The sequence below is a fragment of the Geodermatophilus sp. SYSU D00705 genome (assembly GCF_054050135.1).
In genome coordinates this window covers 191,335-209,106 of record NZ_JBJGYT010000003.1, presented here as the reverse complement: position 1 = coordinate 209,106, position 17,772 = coordinate 191,335, and the positions used below count along the sequence as shown (strand labels likewise).

Annotated in this window: 17 protein-coding genes; 6 read left to right on the top strand and 11 right to left on the bottom strand. The window is 75.0% G+C overall.

Annotated features, from left to right (window positions below; all coding sequences use genetic code 11):
- Positions 1-22: 22 nt before the first annotated feature.
- The 3 genes from mftE to ACI78Q_RS03930 all read right to left on the bottom strand — a co-directional run bounded on the left by mftE (position 23) and on the right by ACI78Q_RS03930 (position 2,823).
- Entirely contained in the window at positions 23-718 is a 696-nt protein-coding gene (gene mftE / locus ACI78Q_RS03940; protein ID WP_456922015.1) for a mycofactocin biosynthesis peptidyl-dipeptidase MftE, read from the bottom strand.
- A 241-nt stretch (positions 719-959) separates the two neighbouring features.
- Complete coding sequence (locus ACI78Q_RS03935; protein WP_456922014.1) at positions 960-1,829, bottom strand: ABC transporter permease; 870 nt, start codon at positions 1,827-1,829, stop codon at positions 960-962.
- A 1-nt stretch (position 1,830) separates the two neighbouring features.
- Positions 1,831-2,823, bottom strand: coding sequence for an ATP-binding cassette domain-containing protein (locus tag ACI78Q_RS03930; RefSeq protein ID WP_456922013.1), 993 nt, complete (start codon positions 2,821-2,823; stop codon positions 1,831-1,833).
- 62 nt (positions 2,824-2,885) lie between these two features.
- On the opposite strand from ACI78Q_RS03930, the gene ACI78Q_RS03925 reads away from it, so the two are divergent.
- Positions 2,886-3,527, top strand: a complete 642-nt coding sequence (locus ACI78Q_RS03925) for a TetR/AcrR family transcriptional regulator C-terminal domain-containing protein (protein WP_456922012.1) — start codon at positions 2,886-2,888, stop codon at positions 3,525-3,527.
- Between the two features lie 11 nt (positions 3,528-3,538).
- Here ACI78Q_RS03925 and ACI78Q_RS03920 read toward each other — a convergent pair whose 3' ends face one another.
- Positions 3,539-5,470 carry a mycofactocin system FadH/OYE family oxidoreductase 2 gene (locus ACI78Q_RS03920; RefSeq protein WP_456922011.1) on the bottom strand — a complete coding sequence of 644 codons (1,932 nt, stop codon included), beginning with the start codon at positions 5,468-5,470 and terminating at the stop codon, positions 3,539-3,541.
- 54 nt (positions 5,471-5,524) lie between these two features.
- Between ACI78Q_RS03920 and ACI78Q_RS03915 the strand changes: the two genes are divergently transcribed.
- Both ACI78Q_RS03915 and ACI78Q_RS03910 read left to right on the top strand, forming a co-directional pair.
- Positions 5,525-5,902: a YchJ family protein gene (locus ACI78Q_RS03915; RefSeq protein ID WP_456922010.1), complete on the top strand. Its 378-nt coding sequence runs from the start codon at positions 5,525-5,527 to the stop codon at positions 5,900-5,902.
- 72 nt (positions 5,903-5,974) lie between these two features.
- Positions 5,975-6,454, top strand: a complete 480-nt coding sequence (locus ACI78Q_RS03910) for a pyridoxamine 5'-phosphate oxidase family protein (RefSeq protein WP_456922009.1) — start codon at positions 5,975-5,977, stop codon at positions 6,452-6,454.
- On the opposite strand, the gene ACI78Q_RS03905 is transcribed toward ACI78Q_RS03910, so the two are convergent.
- The 4 genes from ACI78Q_RS03905 to mftA are packed head-to-tail and all read right to left on the bottom strand — an operon-like array spanning position 6,451 to position 10,008.
- Positions 6,451-8,295 (bottom strand): mycofactocin system FadH/OYE family oxidoreductase 1, encoded by a 1,845-nt coding sequence (locus ACI78Q_RS03905; RefSeq protein ID WP_456922069.1) that lies wholly within the window; start codon positions 8,293-8,295, stop codon positions 6,451-6,453. The genes ACI78Q_RS03910 and ACI78Q_RS03905 overlap by 4 nt on opposite strands.
- A 14-nt stretch (positions 8,296-8,309) precedes the next feature.
- Positions 8,310-9,545, bottom strand: coding sequence for a mycofactocin radical SAM maturase (gene mftC, locus ACI78Q_RS03900; RefSeq protein WP_456922008.1), 1,236 nt, complete (start codon positions 9,543-9,545; stop codon positions 8,310-8,312).
- Positions 9,542-9,862, bottom strand: a complete 321-nt coding sequence (gene mftB / locus ACI78Q_RS03895; protein ID WP_456922007.1) for a mycofactocin biosynthesis chaperone MftB — start codon at positions 9,860-9,862, stop codon at positions 9,542-9,544. The genes mftC and mftB overlap by 4 nt, the downstream gene beginning before the upstream one ends.
- Before the next feature lie 32 nt (positions 9,863-9,894).
- Positions 9,895-10,008: a mycofactocin precursor MftA gene (gene mftA, locus ACI78Q_RS03890; protein WP_456922006.1), complete on the bottom strand. Its 114-nt coding sequence runs from the start codon at positions 10,006-10,008 to the stop codon at positions 9,895-9,897.
- Positions 10,009-10,194: 186 nt separating this feature from the next.
- Between mftA and mftR the strand changes: the two genes are divergently transcribed.
- Complete coding sequence (gene mftR / locus ACI78Q_RS03885) at positions 10,195-10,788, top strand: mycofactocin system transcriptional regulator (protein WP_456922005.1); 594 nt, start codon at positions 10,195-10,197, stop codon at positions 10,786-10,788.
- Positions 10,789-10,847: 59 nt separating this feature from the next.
- On the opposite strand, the gene ACI78Q_RS03880 is transcribed toward mftR, so the two are convergent.
- From ACI78Q_RS03880 to ACI78Q_RS03870, 3 genes are all read right to left on the bottom strand, one after another.
- Positions 10,848-12,512 (bottom strand): multicopper oxidase family protein, encoded by a 1,665-nt coding sequence (locus ACI78Q_RS03880; protein WP_456922004.1) that lies wholly within the window; start codon positions 12,510-12,512, stop codon positions 10,848-10,850.
- 241 nt (positions 12,513-12,753) lie between these two features.
- Positions 12,754-13,956, bottom strand: coding sequence for a cysteine desulfurase-like protein (locus ACI78Q_RS03875; protein WP_456922003.1), 1,203 nt, complete (start codon positions 13,954-13,956; stop codon positions 12,754-12,756).
- Between the two features lie 100 nt (positions 13,957-14,056).
- Positions 14,057-15,496, bottom strand: coding sequence for a bifunctional 3-(3-hydroxy-phenyl)propionate/3-hydroxycinnamic acid hydroxylase (locus ACI78Q_RS03870; RefSeq protein WP_456922002.1), 1,440 nt, complete (start codon positions 15,494-15,496; stop codon positions 14,057-14,059).
- Positions 15,497-15,647: 151 nt separating this feature from the next.
- Here ACI78Q_RS03870 and ACI78Q_RS03865 point away from each other — a divergent pair, with 151 nt between their 5' ends.
- Entirely contained in the window at positions 15,648-16,775 is a 1,128-nt protein-coding gene (locus tag ACI78Q_RS03865; RefSeq protein ID WP_456922001.1) for an NDMA-dependent alcohol dehydrogenase, read from the top strand.
- Positions 16,776-16,847: 72 nt separating this feature from the next.
- Positions 16,848-17,738 (top strand): AAA family ATPase, encoded by an 891-nt coding sequence (locus ACI78Q_RS03860; RefSeq protein WP_456922000.1) that lies wholly within the window; start codon positions 16,848-16,850, stop codon positions 17,736-17,738.
- Positions 17,739-17,772 lie beyond the last annotated feature (34 nt).

Sequence of the window (17,772 nt, the reverse complement as noted above, 5' to 3'; positions counted from 1 at the left end):
GCGACCCTAACCGCGGCCGGGATCAGCCCCTCAACCGACCGGTGGGGTCGACGTCCCACGCCCGGACGGCGGCCCCGAGCCGGGCGGCCATCGTGGCCAGGAGCTCGGCGCCCTCCTCGGCCGACGCACCCGCCGGGTCGCCGAGCACCCCGGTGGGGCTCACCTCGCGCACCCCCTCGGCGCGCAGCCGCGGCAGCAGCTCGGCGATCGGGGTGGTGTCCCCGGCAACCGCGCGGTCGGTGCGCACCAGCGCGGGTTCCACGTGCAACATCACCGACGTCTCGGTGCGCCCGGCGTGCGCGTCGGCCCCGGGCACGCCACAGGGGAACCAGGCGACGTCGCGCCCCTCGTCGCGCAACCGCCGCCCGGCGGTGCGCAGCGCGTCGAGGTTGCCGCCGTGGCCGTTGACCAGCACCAGGCGGCCGGCCCACCGGCACGCCGAGCGGCCGTACTCGACCAGCAGCCCGGTGAGCGCCTCGGTGCCGATGGAGACGGTGCCGGGGAAGCCCTCGTGCTCACCGCTCGCGCCGTAGGCCAGGGCGGGTGCCAACAGCGCGCCGTCCAGCTCGGCGACCGCCGCCTCGGCCACCGTGCACGCGACCGTGGTGTCGGTGGCCAGCGGCAGGTGGTGGCCGTGCTGCTCGACCGCGCCCAGCGGCACGAGCAGCAGCGGCCGCTGCGGGAGGTCCGGCCACACGGCACCGGCGAGGGAGGTCACCGCTGGAGCTTAGGGAGACCCCGTTCCGAGGCCCGCCGCGAGCCTGCGAGGGGTCAGGCGGCCCCGTCGCAGGGTCCCGCCGCGAGCCTGCGAGGGGTCAGGCGGCCCCGTCGCAGGGTCCCGCCGCGAGCCTGCGAGGGGTCAGGCGGCCCCGTCGCAGGGTCCCGCCGCGAGCCTGCGAGTGGCGGGGGGCGACGGGGTCCTTCTGGGGGTCCTTCTGGGGGTCCTCCTGGGGGTCCTCCTACTCCGTCGTCTTGAAGACCCGCGCCGCGAGGGCGACCAGGCCGAGGGTGATGACGGCGACGGTGAGCAGCTGCACCCCCACCGGCACCTCCCAGCCGAACCAGGTGAGCACCGGCACCAACCGCTCGCGCTCCTCAGCGGTCAGCGACAGGTGCTCCAGCACGAAGTACCGCATGGGCTGCACCACGTAGGTCAGCGGGTTGAGCCGGGTCAGCACCGCCAGCCAGTCGGGCAGCCCGGAGATCGGGAAGAGCGCGCCCGACAGGAACATCATCGGCATGATCAGCAGCTGGCTGACCGGCATCGCCGTCTGGATGGTCGTGATCCGGGTCGACAGCAGCACGCCCAGCGCGGTCAGCAGCAGCGACCCGAGGAACAGGCAGGCGACCAGCTGGAGGATCAGCACCGGCGCGTAGGGGATGCCGACGGTGCCCATGAGTGCGACGAGCACGAGGCTCTGCACGGTGGCGACGACGGCGCCGCCCAGACACTTGCCCCAGATGATCGCCGCGCGGGAGATGGGGGCCACCATCATCTCGCGCAGGAACCCGAACTCCCGGTCCCACACCAGCGAGATGCCGGCGAACGCGGCGGTGAACAGCACCGACGTCGCCAGGACGCCGGGGAAGAGGAACGTGCGGAAGTCCGTGCTCCCGCCGGTGTCGACGATGCTGGCCAGCCCGGTGCCCATGACGAAGATGAACAGCACCGGCTGCAGCAGCATGGTGAGGATCCGCGCGCGGTCCTGACGCAGCCGGATGAGCTCGCGGCGCATGACCACCCAGGTGGCGCGCAGCTCGTGGGCCAGGTCGCTGCGGACCTCGGTGAGCGGGGCGGGTGCCGCGGTCTCGGGTCGGGTCGTGGTCATGTCATCGCCTCCCGGCGAACGGGAACCCGGCCGGGCCGGCCCCCTCGGAGTCGCGGATGGTGCGGCCGGTGTAGGTCAGGAAGACGTCGTCCAGGCTCGGCCGCGTGACGGTGACCGAGCGGATGCCGACGCCGAGCTCGGTGAACAGCCGGGGCACGACCTGCGCGCCCTGGGCGACGGCGAGGGTCACCTGCCCCTCGTGGACGCCGGCCTCGATGCCCAGGCGCTCGCGGACGCGGGCGATGGCCAGCTCGTCGTCGTCGGTGCGCAGGGCGATGCGGTCGGTGCCGATGCTGGACTTCAGCGCCTCGGGGGTGTCCTCGACGACCACCTCGCCGTGGTCCATGATCGCGATCCGGTCGCAGTGCTCGGCCTCGTCCATGTAGTGCGTGGTGACGAAGACGGTGATGCTGGTGTTCTCCCGGAGCCACCGCAGGTGGTCCCAGATGGCGGCGCGGGTCTGCGGGTCCAGACCGATGGTGGGCTCGTCGAGGAAGAGCACCTGCGGGGCGTGCACGAGGCCGCGGGCGATCTCCAGCCGCCGCTTCATGCCCCCGGAGAACCGCTGGACGACGTCGGAGCGGCGGTCGGTCAGCGCGACCATCTCCAGGACCTCCCCGATGCGCCGGTCGGCGTCGGCCCGGGAGAGCCCGTACAGCTCTGCGTGGAAGCGGAGGTTCTGCTCGGCGGTGAGCTGCAGGTCCAGCGTCTGCTGCTGGAACACCAGCCCGATCCGACGGCGCACCTGGTCGCGCTCGCGGACGACGTCGAACCCGGCGACGCGGGCGGCGCCGGCGGTGGGGTTCCGGATGGTGCACAGCATCTCGATCGTCGTGGACTTGCCCGCCCCGTTGGGGCCGAGGAAGCCGTAGGTCTGCCCGCGCTCCACGCGCAGGTCGATGCCCTTGACCGCCTCCACGACGGTGTCGCCGGTCTTGTAGGTCTTCGTCAGCCCGGCCACCTCGATGGCCGCCCCTCTAACGGTGTTAGACACCGGGGGAGGATGCCTCTCACACCGTTAGAGTGTCAAGCGTGAAAGCGGCCGAGCGTGCTCCGGTGACCCGGGAGGCGGTCGTCGACGCGGCACTGGCCCTGCTGGCCGACGGCGGCCTGGAGTGCGTGTCCTTCCGGCGGGTGGCCGCGCGCCTCGGGGTGGCCGGGCCGACGCTCTACTGGCACGTCGAGAACAAGCGCCAGCTCATGGACCTCATGGCCGAGGAGCTGTTCCGCCGGGCCGGCGTCGACCACCCCGCGCCCGAGCCTGGGCAGCCGTGGTGGGAGTGGCTGCGCGAGGACGCGCGGCGGATGTTCACCGCGCTCGTCGCCACCCGCGACGCGCCCCGGGTGCTGGCCGGCAACCGGCCCGGACAGGAGAGCCTGGAGCGGATCGAGCGGTCCCTGACCGTGCTCGTCGACGCGGGGCTCACACCGGGCCAGGCCCAGCACGCACTGTTCGCGATCGGCTCCTACGTCATCGGCAGCGCGACCGAGTGGCAGGCCGAGGCCGAGCGCAGCCGCACCACCCCCCTCCCGGACGCCGACGACGAGGACGCAGGCGCCCGGCGCGCGGAGGTCCTCGCCGAGCAGCCGGTGCTCCTCGCGGCGATCACCGAGGTGCTCGGCGAGCCGCACGAGACCACGTTCGAGTTCGGCCTGGACCTGCTCGTCACGGGCCTGCGCATCCGGTTCGCCACCTGACCCCGGGGCGGTCAGAGCGCCGCGCCGACCCGCTCGCCGTCCAGGGTGGCCGCCGAGGCCCGGCGCGGGGCGAGGCAGTCGCCGACCCGGTGCACCTCCAGCCCGCTGCCGGCCAGGTCGCGCCACAGCCCGTCGTCGGCCCGGCCGGAGGTCGCGACCACCACGTGGTCGACCCTGCGTTGCTCCGGCACGCCGGTCGGGTGGTGCAGCAGCCGCACGACCGGCCCCTCGACGCCCTCGACGACCAGGTCGGTGTCCAGCCGGATGCGGAGCTCCGCCGCGCGCCGCCGCCAGCGGGGCGTGTCCAGCGTGAGGCCCAGGTCCTGCCCGACGACCATCCCCGCCGTCACCACCTCCACCGCGCAGCCCCGCTCGGCCAGCAACTCGGCGACCGACGGCGCCGCGGCCGTGCCCAGGTCGTCGACGACGAGCACGTCGCCGGCCGGCTGGACCCGGCCGGACAGCACGTCCCGGACGTCGACCACGCGCTCGTCGCTCCCCGCCCACGCCGGCCGGGCCGGGCGGGCGCCGGTGGCGAGGACGACGGCATCGGGCGCCTCGGCCGCCACCATCGCCGCGGTGGCCCGGACCCCGGTGCGGACCTCCACGCCGGCCCGCGCGCACTCCGCGGCCAGGTCGTCCACGAGCGGCCGCAGCCCGTCCCGGCCGGGGGCGGACGCCGCGAGCAGGACCGCGCCCCCGGTGGCCGGCCCCTGCTCGAGCAGGGTGACCGCGTGCCCGCGCTGCGCGGCGGTGGCCGCCGCGCGGAGCCCGGCCGGCCCACCCCCGACCACCAGCACCCGCCGGCGGCGCACCGGCACGGGCAGCGGCGCCTCCCGGCCGGCCCGCGGGTTGGTCACGCAGCCCAGCGGCCGGTTGAGGCCCACCCGGCCCACGCACTCCTGGTTGCAGCCCAGGCAGGTGCGGATCTCCGCGGCCCGCCCGGTGAGCGCCTTGCCCGCGAACTCCGGGTCGGCGATCTGCCCCCGGGCCACGCCCACGAGGTCGCAGTCGCCGTCGGCCAGGGCGCGCTCGGCCTGCTCCGGGGCGAGGAACCGGCCGACGCCGATGACGGGCACGCCCGCGGCGGCGCGGATCGCGGCGGCGAGAGGCCGGGCGTAGCCGGGCGCCGTGGTCATCGGCGGGATGACCCGCTCCAGGGTCGCCGTCGCGACGCCGACCGTCGTGCTCACGTAGTCGACCAGGCCGCGCTCGCCCAGCAGCCGGGCGGTGGCGGCGGCCTCGGCGGTCGTCGTCCCGTCGTCCACCCCCTCCTCGCCGGCCAGGCGCACGCCCAGCGCGCGGCCCGGCCCGAGCGCCTCCCGGACGGCGGTGAGCACCTCGACGAGGAAGCGGGCGCGGTGCTCCAGCGGGCCGCCGTAGCCGTCGGTGCGCCGGTTGGTCGCGCGGGAGAGGAACTGGCGGGCCAGCGAGGACTGCGAGGCCTGCACCTCCACGCCGTCGAACCCGCCCCCGGCGCAGCGGGCGGCGACGTCGGCGTAGCCGGCCACCAGCCGGGCGATGTCGGCGGCGGTGGCCTCCCGCGGCACCTCGCGGAACAGCGGGTCGGACACGGGGGACGGCGCGACCAGCGGTGCCCGCGTGTGCGTCGCGTCGGACTGCCCGCCGTTGTGGTTGAGCTGGGCGAACACCGGCACCCCGTGCGCGTGGACGGCATCGATGACCCGCCGCCAACCGGGCAGCACTGCCGGGTCGCACCCCCGGACCAGCTTCTCGTAGGGCCGGTCGGCGGGGTCGACGGTCGACTCCTCGGTGACCACCAGCCCGGCGCCGCCCGCCGCCCGCGCCGCGTAGTAGGCGGCGTGCCGCTCGGTGGGCAGCCCGTCGACCGCGAAGTTCGTCAGATGGGCGGGGAAGACGACCCGGTTGGGCAGCGTCACCGGCCCCACGCGCAGCGGGGCAGCCAGCCGCTCGAACGCCACGTCCCCTCCGTTCCGCGTGCCCCGGCACCTCCGGGTCCCGGGACACTCTTGCGCATGGCTCCCCGACGCTGTCCCTGCGGAACCGGGCTCCCCTACGCCGAGTGCTGCGGCCCGCTGCACGACGGGACGACCGCGGCGGGCACCGCGGAGCAGCTCATGCGCTCGCGGTACAGCGCCTTCGTGGTCGGGGACGCCGACTACCTGCTGGCGACCTGGCACCCGACGACGCGCCCGGCGTCGCTGGAGCTGCACCCGTCGGTGCGCTGGACCGGTCTGGACGTGATCGGCGGCACCGGCGGCGGGCTGCTGGCGCGCGAGGGGACCGTGGAGTTCCGCGCCTGGTACCGGCACGACGGGCAGACCGGCAGCCAGCACGAGGTCAGCCGGTTCGTCCGCGAGGACGGGGCCTGGCGGTACGTCGACGCGGTGTGACGCCGGGTGTCGGCGACCGGCGCGGTGGGCAGGAGGTGGGCGTCATCTGATCGCGCACGACGAGAGGACGTCATGACCACCGAGGACACCCGGAAGGTCGCCGAGCTCATCAAGGGGGAGCGGTTCGGCTTCCTCACCACCGTCACGCCCGAGGGCAAGCTCACCAGCCGCCCCATGACGCTGCAGGAGGTCGAGTTCGACGGCGACCTGTGGTTCTTCGCCGAGCGGGGCACCGAGTGGCTGGCGCACGTCGCCGCCTCCCCGCAGGTCAACGTCGGCGTCGGGTCGGGCGGCACCTGGGTGTCCCTCACCGGGCACGCCTCGGTGGTGGACGACGTGGCGAAGAAGAAGGAGCTCTGGAACAGCGGCGTCGAGGCGTGGCTGCCCCAGGGGCCCGAGGACCCGACGTCCGTGCTGGTCCGGGTCGACGCCGACTCCGCGGAGTACTGGGACGCCCCGGGCGGCCGGCTGGCGACCGCGTTCAGCTTCGTGAAGGCCAAGGCCACCGGGCAGCGGATCGAGGCCGGCGACAGCGCCAAGGTCGACCTCTAGGCCCCCAGCACCGCCCGCGCCGCGCGCCGGCCCTCGAGCACCGCCTCGAGCACGGTGCGCGGCGCGACGACGTCCCCCGCCCCCACCGCGGCGCCCGGCACGGCGCCGGGCAGCAGGGGCGCGGCGTCGACCACGACGGCGCAGGGCAGGCGGCGTTCGGCGCCGGTCCAGCGGTCGGCGAGCACCGCCGCGCCGTCCTCGACCGCCCGGAGCACGCAGCCGGTCTCCCGGCGCACGCCGGCCCTCAGCAGCCGCGTGTTGGCCGGCGCGAGGTCACCGGCGAGCCGGACCCCCACGACCTCGTCCGGGGTGACCACCGTGACCTCACGGCCGGCGGCGGCGAGCAGCTCGGCCGCCCCCGTGCCGGCCGGCCCGCCGGCGGGATCATGCACGATGACCGGCCCAGGGGGAACGGCCCGCCCGGACAGGACGTCGGCGGCGGGCAGCACGCACGCGCCGTCCGCGACGGCGAACGCCGGTGGGCGGGGCCGGGCGCCGGTGGCGACGACGTCCCCGGCGTCCGCGGCGGCCCCGAGCTCGACGCGCACCCCGAGCCGCCGCACCTCCCGCTCCAGCCAGCCGGCGAGGTCGGCGAAGCGCGCCCGGCCCGGCAGCGCGGCGACCAGCGGCAGCGCACCGCCGAGCCGGCCGGACCGCTCGACCAGCCGGACGTCGGCCCCGGCACCGGCCAGCACGCGGGCCGCCTCCAGCCCCGCGGGGCCGCCGCCCACGACGGTCACGCGCCGGCCGGCACCGGACGGCACCCCGGCCGGCTCCTCGGTCTCGTGTCCGCTGGACGGGTCGGCCACGCAGCTGACCGGCGGGTTGCGGACGTCGAGCACCTGGCAGGCCTGGTTGCACAGCGTGCACGGGCGCACCGGGACGCCGGCCCGCGTCTTGGCGACCAGGTCAGCGTCGGCGATCTGCGCGCGGGTCATCTCCACGGCGTCCGCGGTCCCGTCGGCGAGTGCGGCCTCGGCGGCGGCGACGTCCACCACGGATCCCTGGAGCACCACCGGCGTGCCCCCCGCCGCGGATCGCACCGCCCGGGTGAGCGCGGTGTTGAACCCGGGTGCGGTGTGCCCGTCGGGCCGGTACGCCGAGGGCGCCAGGCCGCTGCCCCGGACGACGACCAGCAGGTCGACCACCGGGGCCAGCTCGGCGACGGCGACCACCGCGGTCTCCGGCGTGATGCCGGCCCACGGTGCCTGCTCGTCGCAGGACAGCCGCAGCCCCAGCACGCGGCCGGGTCCGAGTTCCGCGCGGACGGCGGCGAGCACCTCGTGCAGCAGCCGCAGCCGGTCGGTGCCGTAGCCGTCGCTGCGGGTGTTGGTGAGGCCGGAGGCGAACTGGCGCAGGAGCGCGCGCGGGCCGGCGTCGACCTCCACGCCGTCGAGGTCCGCGGCGACCGCGGTGCGGGCGGCCGCCCGGAAGCCGGCGACGGCGGCGGCGATCCCGTCCGGCTCCAGCTCCGCCGGGACCTCGCGGGTGACGACGTCGGGGACGGCGGACGGCCCCCAGACCGCCGCCCGGGTGTGCGCGCTCGTGCCCTGCGCCCCGGTGTGCCCGAGCCCGGCCAGGACGAGCGCGCCGGAGGGCCGGCAGGCGGCGACGACGGCGGCCCAGCCGGGGCCGCTGTCGGCGGCCAGCGGGCTGCGCTCGTAGGGCCAGTCGTCCGCGTGCACCGACGCGGTCTCGGTGACGACGATCCCGCAGCCTCCGGCGGCCCGGCGGCCGTAGTACGCGGCGTGCCGGTCCGAGAGGGCACGCCCGCGGCCCAGGTTGGTCTCGTGCGGGCCGAACAGCACCCGGGAGGGCGCCGTCCGGCCCGCCAGGACCAGCGGCTCGAGGAGCCTCAGCGCAGGTCGAGCCCGGCCAGCGGCGACTCGTCGCAGATCTTCGCCGGCGGGATGCTCGGCATGCCCAGCAGCGTCGGCTGGCCGCGCACCGGACCCTTGTGCGAGTGGTCGATGTGGCTCTTCGGCGTGACCAGGTCGAGGTCGCGCGCGGCCAGGGCGGTCTCGCCGTAGCCCTGCACGCACTCGGGGTCGGGGCCGTCCAGCGGCAGACCGGTGAAGAACTTCGCCGCCATGCAGCCGCCCCGGCAGGCGTCGAAGTGCGCGCACTTGGTGCAGGCGCCGCCGGTCTGCGGGCTGCGCAGGTCGGTGAAGAGCTCCGACTGCTGCCACACCCGCTGGAAGCCGCCCTCGTCGCGGACGTTGCCGGCGAGGAAGTTCTCGTGGATCGCGAACGGGCAGGCGTAGACGTCGCCCACCGGGTCGATCAGGCACACGACCCGGCCCGCGCCGCACAGGTTCAGCCCGGGCAGGGCCTCGCCGAACGCCGACAGGTGGAAGAAGGAGTCACCGGTCAGGACGTTGTCGCCGTTGGCCAGCAGCCAGTGGTAGAGCTCCTTCTGCTGCTGCTGGGTGGGGTGCAGCTCGTCCCAGACGTCGGCGCCGCGGCCGGACGGGCGCAGCCGCGTGATCCGCAGCTGGGCGCCGAAGGAGTCGGTCAGGGCCTTGAACTGGTCGAGCTGCCCGGCGTTCTCGCGGGTGACGACGACGGAGACCTTGAAGTCCTTCATCCCGGCCTCGGCCAGGTTCTCCAACGCGCGGATCGCGGTGGCGTACGAGCCGGTGCCGCGGACGCGGTCGTTGACCTCGGCGGTCGCGCCGTCCAGGGAGATCTGCACGTCGACGTAGTCGGTGCGGGCCAGCTGCGCGGCGCGGGTCTTGTCCAGCTTCACGCCGTTGGTGGAGAACTTGACGCCGACGTCGTGGCCGATGGCGTAGTCGAGCAGGTGCCAGAAGTCCGGCCGGACGGTGGGCTCGCCGCCGCCGACGTTGACGTAGAAGACCTGCATCCGCTGGAGCTCGTCGATGACCGCCTCGGCCTCGGCGGTGGACAGCTCGCGGGGGTCCCGCCGTCCCGAGGAGGACAGGCAGTGCGCGCACGCCAGGTTGCACGCGTAGGTGAGCTCCCAGGTGAGGCAGATCGGCGCGTCCAGCCCGTACTCGAACTGGTCGATCAGCCGGCCGCCGACGGGGCGTTCGGGGGCGGGCGCGCGGGGCGGCAGGACGGCGGTCATGCAGAGGTCTCCCGTACTTCGATCATCTGCGAACGGGCGAGGTCGGCCAGCGCCTTGACGTAGGCGGGCCGCTGCGCCTCGGGCACCCCGCACGCGACGAGGGTGGCCTCGGCGCTGGGGTGGTCGGCCAGCGTCTCGACGACGGTGACCAGCGTCTTCGACTTGAGGAACGACAGCTTCCGGTTGCCGAAGTGGTAGACGAGCGCGCCGAACGGCTCGGGGCGCAGGGCCACCGAGCGGGCCCGGCGCCACGGCAGCGACGGGTCGAACGCGGGGGCGCCGGAGCCCGGCGGCGGAGCGGCGCCGGCGTCGCTCATCGGGTCAGCCGGCGCCGCGACGGGGACGTCGATCAGTACACCCCGCACATGCCGTCGATGGAGACCTCCTCGACGAGCGACTCCTCGACCAGGGTCTCCTCGGCGGCGGGCGCCTCGGCTGCCTGGGTGTCGGTGTTCTCGGGCACGGTGCCTCCTGTGATCGGGGTTACGAACGTGGCGTGGACGTTAGTGACACCCAGTGCCACGGGCAACACCGGGGGTCGGCCGCGGCCCGCAGGTCAGCGCGCCGGCGCGCCATCCCGGTCGCCCCGTCCGGGGACGCGGCGCGGAGACGGGCCGGGAGAGCGCCCCGGTGCCGCAAGATGGACCCCGTGACCTCCGTCCTGCCCGACGCGCGCGCGGACACCCGTGCCCGGATCGAGGAGGCCGCCCTCGACCTGTTCGCCCGCACCGGGTTCGAGCAGGTCACCACCGACGAGATCGCCGACGCGGCCGGGATCAGCCGCCGGACGTTCTTCCGCTACTTCGCCACCAAGGCCGACGCGGTCTGGGGCGACTTCGCCTCCCACGTCGAGCGGCTCGACCAGCTGCTGGCGACCGCCCGGGCCGACCAGCCGGTGCTCGCCTCGATCTGCGCCGCCTACGTCGAGGTCAACGACTACTCCACAGCCGACCTGCCGATGCTGCGCCGGCGGATGGCCCTGATCCTGGGCGAGCCGGCGCTGCAGGCCCACTCCCAGGTGCGCTACGCCGACGTCGACCGGGTGGTGGCCGAGTACGTCGCCCGCCGTACCGGGGAGCGGCCCGACATGCTGCTCCCCCGGCTGGTGGCCACCACGACCCGCGCGGCCGCGACGACGGCGTTCGAGGTGTGGCTGGCCGACGGGACGACGTCCCTCGGCGACGAGCTGCACGCGGCGTTCGACCAGCTCGCCGCCGGCTTCCCCACCCTGCGCTCCGCCTGACCGCCCGTTCCACGTGGAACGGCGGGCGGCCCCGGCGCGGAGCAGGGGCCGCCCCCCGCTCAGTCGTCCGGCTCGGCGTCCCTGGTCGCTGCCGCGGCCTTGATGGGGTCGACGTCCGCCGTGTCCTCGCCCACGCAGAACTGGGTCATCATGTCGTGGTCCTCGTGCGTGAGGTTGTGGCAGTGGACCATGTACCGCCCGTGGTCGGCGGGGTAGGTGAGCTCCTCCGGCCGGCTGGCGGCGTCGTGGGAGTTCGGGTCGCCCGCGGGGTGGAACCGCATGAGCAGGTCCACCTTCTCGTTCTCCCCGGTGTAGACGACGTCCTTGGGGCCGCGCTCGTGCGCCGGCGGCGGGGCCCCGTTGCGGGCGACGATCTGGAAGTCCACGAGGTGGATGTGCAACGGGTGGAACCAGCCGCCGGAGCTGTTCTCGATGGTCCACAGCTCGGTGGCGCCGGGCTGCGGGTTGGCGAACTCCAGCGTGAACCCGGAGTCCTCGATGTCCTTCCAGGTGACGCCGCTGATCTCCCACTCCCCGTTGCTGCGCTCCAGGCGCATCGTGCGCTTGATGGCGCCCTGGGTCGTCAGGCTCATCACGCCGCGGGCGGCGGTGGGGTCGAGCAGGTCGGGGACGGCGTTGTCCGTCGTCGGGCCGGTGTCCTCGAGGACCTCGAACTGCATGACCTTGTCGGTGTTGTCGTAGTCCGTGGCGTTGGGCACGCCCAGGTTCCTGAGCTGGACCTTCGCCCCCTTCGTGTACTTGGCGAAGTCGATGACCACCTCGTAGCGCTCGGCCATGCCGATGCGGAAGCCCTTGACGGTCTGCGGCGCCGGCATCAGGCCGCCGTCGGTGCCGATGACGGTCATCGGCGAGCCGTCGCTCAGGGCCAGCCGGAAGCCGCGCGAGATGGAGGCGTTGAGGATCCGGAACCGGTACTTACGCCGCTTGACCTGCATGTTCGGCCACGGGACGCCGTTGACGAGGACGACGTCACCGAAGGTCGACGAGTGGCTGTTGTCGTCGAACAGCAGCGCGCCGTTCGAGGTGAACGCCTTGTCGCCGAGCACCAGCGGGACGTCGAACTCGCCCTTGGGCAGGGGGAGTGCCCGCTCGACGGGGTCGGTGCTGACGTACATGGCGGCCAGGCCCATGTAGGCGTTCTCGGCCGTGTGGTGCACGCCGTGGTCGTGGTACCAGAGCGTGCGGGCGCTCATCCGGTTCTCGTAGACGTAGTCCTTCCACTCCCCCGGCTGCGTCATGTCGCTGGCGTAGCCGTCGTACTGCGGCCGCGACGGAGAGCCGTGCAGGTGGGTGGAGGTCCAGTCGCGGTACTTCATCGCGGGGTGAGTCTCCGGCAGCTTGTTGGCCTGCCGGACGACGGCGGTCTGGCCCTGCTGCACGCGGATCGTCGGCCCGGGCGTACCGCCGGCACCGCCGATGGTGTCGAAGTAGCCGAAGACCGGCGTCTTGTAGCCGGGGATGATCTCCGGGGTGAGCAGCCGCTGCTCGATCCGGTAGAACGCCGCGCCCGGATGGGCGGGGTTGGACCGCGCCTGCGCCACCGGCGGCGTCCTGAACGGCAGCGTGTAGGGCTTGGGCAGCTTGCTGGCGGCCAGCTGCGACACGGACTTCGCGCTGAGCACCGGGATGAACGGCAGGGACAGGGCGGCGGCGCCGAACGCGCCGACCTTGAGGGCGTCGCGGCGGGTGAGGTTGGCGGACACGAGTGCTCCTTCTGGCGTCCCCCGAACGGGTGGGCGGCGAGGAGACTCCGCTCGTTGCACAGCCCAACGACACCCGTGAGGTGGGGCGGGTCCACCGCCCTGTCCTGGGGGTCCGCCCCCCGCGGCGCGCCGCGCCCTCACCGATCGTGGAGCACCGGTGCCTGACGGCTGATCACAGCGGGCTCCCACGCGGCTCCCAGCCGGCTCCACCCGCGGCCGGCGCCGGCTGGCGCCGCGGCGGTCAGCCGGCGAGCCACTCCTCCAGCCCGGCCAGCAGCCGGTCGACGTCCGTGTCGTCGTTGTAGGGCGCCAGGCCCACGCGCAGGCCGCCGGTGTCACCCAGCCCGAGCCACCGGGAGGCCTCGATCGCGTAGAACGAGCCGGCCGGCGCGTTGACCCCGCGCTCGGCGAGGAACCGGTACGCGTCGGCGGCGTCCCGCCCCGCGAAGGTCATGAGCAGGGTGGGCGTGCGGTGCCGCGCCCGCGACCGCAGCGTGACGCCGGGCAGCGCCCCCACCCCGTCCTCGATGCGCTCGCGCAGCCGGTCCTCGTGCTCCTCCAGCGCGGCCATCCCCGCCTCGAGCCGGGCCCGCCGGTTCCCCTCCGGCCCCCCGAGTCCGGCCAGGAAGTCGACCGCCGCGGTGGTGCCGGCGAGCAGCTCGTAGGGCAGCGTGCCGAGCTCGAACCGCTCCGGGACGACGTCGGTGGAGGGCAGCAACTTGTCCGGGCGCAGCGTCTCCAGCAGCGCGGGCGCGGCGACGACGCAGCCGCAGTGCGGGCCCAGGAACTTGTACGGGGAGCAGGCGAAGAAGTCCGCGCCGAGGGCGGTGACGTCGACCGCGGAGTGCGCGGTGAGGTGCACTCCGTCGACGTACGTGAGCGCCCCCGCCTCGTGCGCGAGGGCGGTGATCGCAGCGACGTCCGGCCGCGTGCCGATGAGGTTGGACGCGCCGGTGACCGCGACCAGCCGCGTGCGGTCGGAGAGGACGGCGGCGACGGCCTCCGGGGCCAGCTCGCCGGTGGCCGGGTCGAACTCCGCCCACCGCACCGTCGCCCCGCGCGCCTGCGCCGCCTGCACCCACGGCCGCACGTTGGCGTCGTGGTCCAGCCGGGTCACCACCACCTCGTCGCCCCCGGCCCAGCCGGCCGACAGCACGCGGGAGAGGTCGTAGGTCAGCTGCGTCGCGCTGCGGCCGAAGACCACCCCGCCGGGGTCGCCCGCGACCAGGTCCGCCACCGCCCGGCGCGCACCCAGGACCACGTCGTCGGCGTTCCGCTCGGCCTGCGTCACCCGTCCGCGGTTGGCGATCGGCGCGGTCAGGGTGGCCGAGACCGCCGCGGCCACCGACTCGGGGACCTGCGAGCCGCCCGGCCCGTCGAAATGCGCGGTGCCGGCACGGAGGGCGGGGAAGCAGGCGCGGACGGCGTCGACGTCGTAGCTCACCGCGCCAGCATGCCGGTCGGGCGCCGTCGACCGCCGGACGGTGTGTGCACACACCGTGGTCCCGAGCGGCCGGAGACCACGTCGTGTGCACATCCCGCGGTCACCGGGCGGAGCGGACGATCCGGTCCGGGCGGACGACGACGGTGGTCGCCCGCGCCCGTCGCAGCCAGGCGGTGAGGACGCCGTCGACGTCGGCCACCACGACCTCCGGACCGCCCGCCGGACGCACCGCCACCCGCCCGGGGGCCAGCAGCCGCAGCCGCGCCGTCCCCGGGCCCAGGACGTCGTCCACCGGGCACCGTCGGCCGCCGGCGTCCACCGGGGCGCGCGGCAGCAGCGTGCCGGCCAGCCGCCGCCCGGGTCGCGCGCGGCGGGTGACCAGCGGACCGCGGCGCAGCGGCGGGGTGCGGCTGTCGGTGGCGAAGCCGGCGACCGCCGGCACGCGCCCGACCGCCGCCAGCACCGCCCGCCGCAGCACCGCGCCGCCGGCGCCGCCGCCGGTCATGAGCCGGCCGACGAGGACCGCCAGCCGCACCATCGCCCGGGCGTGCGGCGCACGCTCGGCCTGGTGGGTGTCGAGCAGCCGGTCCCGGGCCCCGTCGGTGAGCACCGCGGCGAGCTTCCAGGTCAGCTGGTGGACGTCGCGCAGCCCCAGGCCCAGCCCCTGGCCGATGAAGGGCGGGGTGAGGTGGGCGGCGTCCCCGGCCAGCAGGACCCGGCCGGCCCGCCAGCGGTCGGCGACCTGCGCCCGGTAGACGTACTCGGCCACGCGCACCACCTCCGCGCCGTCGGCGCCCGCGGGCGCCAGCAGCTCCGGCAGCCGTGCCGCCAGCCCCTCCCGGGTCTCTCCCGGCCGCATCCGGAACTCCCAGCGGTAGCGGTCGCCGGCGACCGGCATGAACGTCGCCGGCCGGTGCGGGTCGCAGACCTGGTGCACGCCCGGCCAGACCGGCAGCGGGGTGGCCGAGCGGAGGTCGGCCACGAGCCAGCGGTCGGCCGGGCCGAGGTCCCGCATGGCGGCCCCGATGAGCCGGCGCACCGTGCTGTTGGCGCCGTCGCAGCCGAGCACCGCGGCCGCGGTCACCTCCGACGGCGCGCCGCCGGCCCGGTCGCGCACGGTGACGCCGCCGTCCCCGGTCAGGCCCACCACCTCCGCACCGGTGCGCAGGGTGATCCCCGGCGTCGCCCGGACGGCGGCCAGCAGCACCTCCTCCAGGTCGGGCTGGTGGAACATCGACCCCTGCGGCCAGCCGTGCGCCCCGGCGGACGGCGAGCGGCGGAACTCCGCGAGGGTGCGCAGCCGGCCGTCGAGCAGCCGCAGCCCGCTCATCGGCCGGCTGAGCTGCAGGAACGCCTCGGCGACCCCCGCGTCGGACAGCGCCCGCAGCGCCTCGTCGTCCAGGTGCACCGCGCGCGGCCGGGCGTAGGGCGCCGGCTGCCGCTCGAGGACGACGACCGGCAGCCCGCGGCGGGCCAGCAGCAGCGCCGCGGTCAGACCCACCGGGCCGGCGCCGACGACGACCACCGGCCCGCCTGTCACGGCGCCACTCTCCCAGCGGGCGGAAGTCGGGGTAGCGGAAACGTTGCACCTCCCTTCCCCTTGGTGTGAGCCACGCCATAACGTGCCGGTCACGGTCATGCGTCGTGCATGCGCGAGTGCCCTCGACGACGAGGGCGACGAGGAGGTCACTGTGCCCGTGAACACCCGCGGCGCGATCCTGCGCTCCGCTCCTGGCAAGTGGGAGGTCACCGACCTGGTCGCGGACGACCCGCGCCAGGGCGAACTCCAGGTCAAGGTCGCGGCGTCCGGCCTGTGCCACTCCGACGACCACATCGCCACCGGCGACATGCAGGTCGGCCACTACCCGTTCCTCGGCGGCCACGAGGGAGCCGGCGTCGTCACCGCCGTCGGCCCCGGCACGCCCGGGTTCAAGGAGGGCGACCACGTCGTCTTCTCGTTCCTGCCCGGCTGCGGCCGCTGCCGCTACTGCGCGAACGGTCAGCAGTACATCTGCGACTCCGGCGCCAACCTGCTGATCGGCTCGCGCTGGGACGACGCGGAGAGCTTCCGCATCCAGACCTCCGACGGCACGGCGGTCGGCCAGATGTGCGGCCTGGGCACCTTCGCCGAGGTGACGACGGTCGACGTCCGCTCGACGGTGAAGATCCCCGACGACATCCCGCTGGAGGTCGCCTGCCTCGTCGGCTGCGGCGTCGGCACCGGCTGGGGCACCGCGGTGCAGGCCGGCGAGGTGAAGGCCGGCGACACGGTGATCGTCATGGGCATCGGCGGCATCGGCATCAACGCGGTCCAGGGTGCCTCGCACGCCGGGGCGAGCCACGTCATCGCCGTCGACCCGGTGGCGTTCAAGCGGGAGAAGGCCCAGGAGTTCGGTGCGACGCACGCCTTCGGCAGCATCGAGGAGGCCGCCGACTTCGCGCGCAGCGTCACCAACGGCCAGGGCGCGGACAAGGCGCTGGTCACCGTCGGCATCCTGAAGGGCGAGCACGTCGCCCAGGCGTTCGACGCGATCGGCAAGGGCGGCCGCGTCGTCATCACCGGGCTCGGCGACCTCACCGACGTGGGCATCCCGATCAACCCGAGCATGCTGGCGCTGTTCACCAAGGAGATCCGCGGCGCCCTGTTCGGCGACCAGAACCCCAGCGCCGACATGCTGAAGATGCTCCGCCTCTACCAGGAGGGGAAGCTCAAGCTCGACGAGCTGATCACCACCCGGTACAAGCTCGACGACATCAACCAGGGCTACGAGGACATGCACAACGGCAAGAACATCCGCGGCGTGATCATCCACGACTGAGGACGGAACACACCGGGGCGCTCCCTGCGGGGAGCGCCCCGGTCGCGCGTCACCCACCCCACGAGGAGAACCGTGAGCACCACCACCGCCCGGCGGCTCGACGTGACCGGCATGGTCCGGGTCGCCCGTGAGCGGGTGGTCGCCCGCCTGCGCGAGGCCGAGGTCGTCGCCGCCGCGCTGTCGGCCGGACGCAACGTCCTGCTGGAGGGCCCGCCCGGCACCGGCAAGACGACCCTGCTGCGCTCGCTGGCCGACGGCGCCGGCGTCCCGCTGGTGCTGGTGGAGGGCAATGCCGAGCTCACCCCGACCCGGCTGGTCGGCCACCACGACGCCTCGCGGGTGCTCACCGAGGACTACCGCGCCGAGAACTTCGTGCCCGGGCCGCTCACCCGCGCGATGACCGACGGCGCGATCCTCTACGTCGAGGAGTTCAACCGGGTGCCCGAGGAGACGATGAACGTCCTCCTCGGCGTCCTCTCCGAGCGCGAGATGCACGTGCCACGGTTCGGGCGGGTGAGCGCCCGTCCGACGTTCCGGCTGGTCGCGGCGATGAACCCGTTCGACGCCGTCGGCACGGCACGGGTCACCCCCGCGCTCTACGACCGCTCCTGCCGGGTGGCGATGGGCTACCAGGACGAGGAGGCCGAGCTCTCCGTCGTCACGACCGCCACCGACGGACCCGCGCCCCTGGTCGCCCAGGCGGTGCGGACCGTCCGGATCACCCGCGACCACCCCGAGCTGCGGATCGGCTCCTCGGTGCGCGGCGCCATCGACACCGTGCTCATCGCGCTGGAGCTGGCGACCGTCCGCGGGCACGAGGGCATCGAGGAGTCCACCGGCCTGGACGCCGCCCTGGCCGCCCTCACCGGCAAGGTCACCCTCGCCGACGGCACCGCCCGCGCGGTGGAGGACGTCGTCGCCGACATCTGGCGCCGGGCGGGTGAGGAGCTGGGAAAAGACTGACGCCCGAGGAGCCGGGCGACCCCGCCGACGCGGC

Coding starts and splice junctions, on each gene's coding strand:
- ACI78Q_RS03935 (WP_456922014.1), bottom strand. CDS start 1,829: ATGACCACGACCCGACCCGAGACCGCGGCACCCGCCCCGCTCACCGAG.
- ACI78Q_RS03915 (WP_456922010.1), top strand. CDS start 5,525: ATGGCTCCCCGACGCTGTCCCTGCGGAACCGGGCTCCCCTACGCCGAG.
- ACI78Q_RS03910 (WP_456922009.1), top strand. CDS start 5,975: ATGACCACCGAGGACACCCGGAAGGTCGCCGAGCTCATCAAGGGGGAG.
- mftC (WP_456922008.1), bottom strand. CDS start 9,545: ATGACCGCCGTCCTGCCGCCCCGCGCGCCCGCCCCCGAACGCCCCGTC.
- mftB (WP_456922007.1), bottom strand. CDS start 9,862: ATGAGCGACGCCGGCGCCGCTCCGCCGCCGGGCTCCGGCGCCCCCGCG.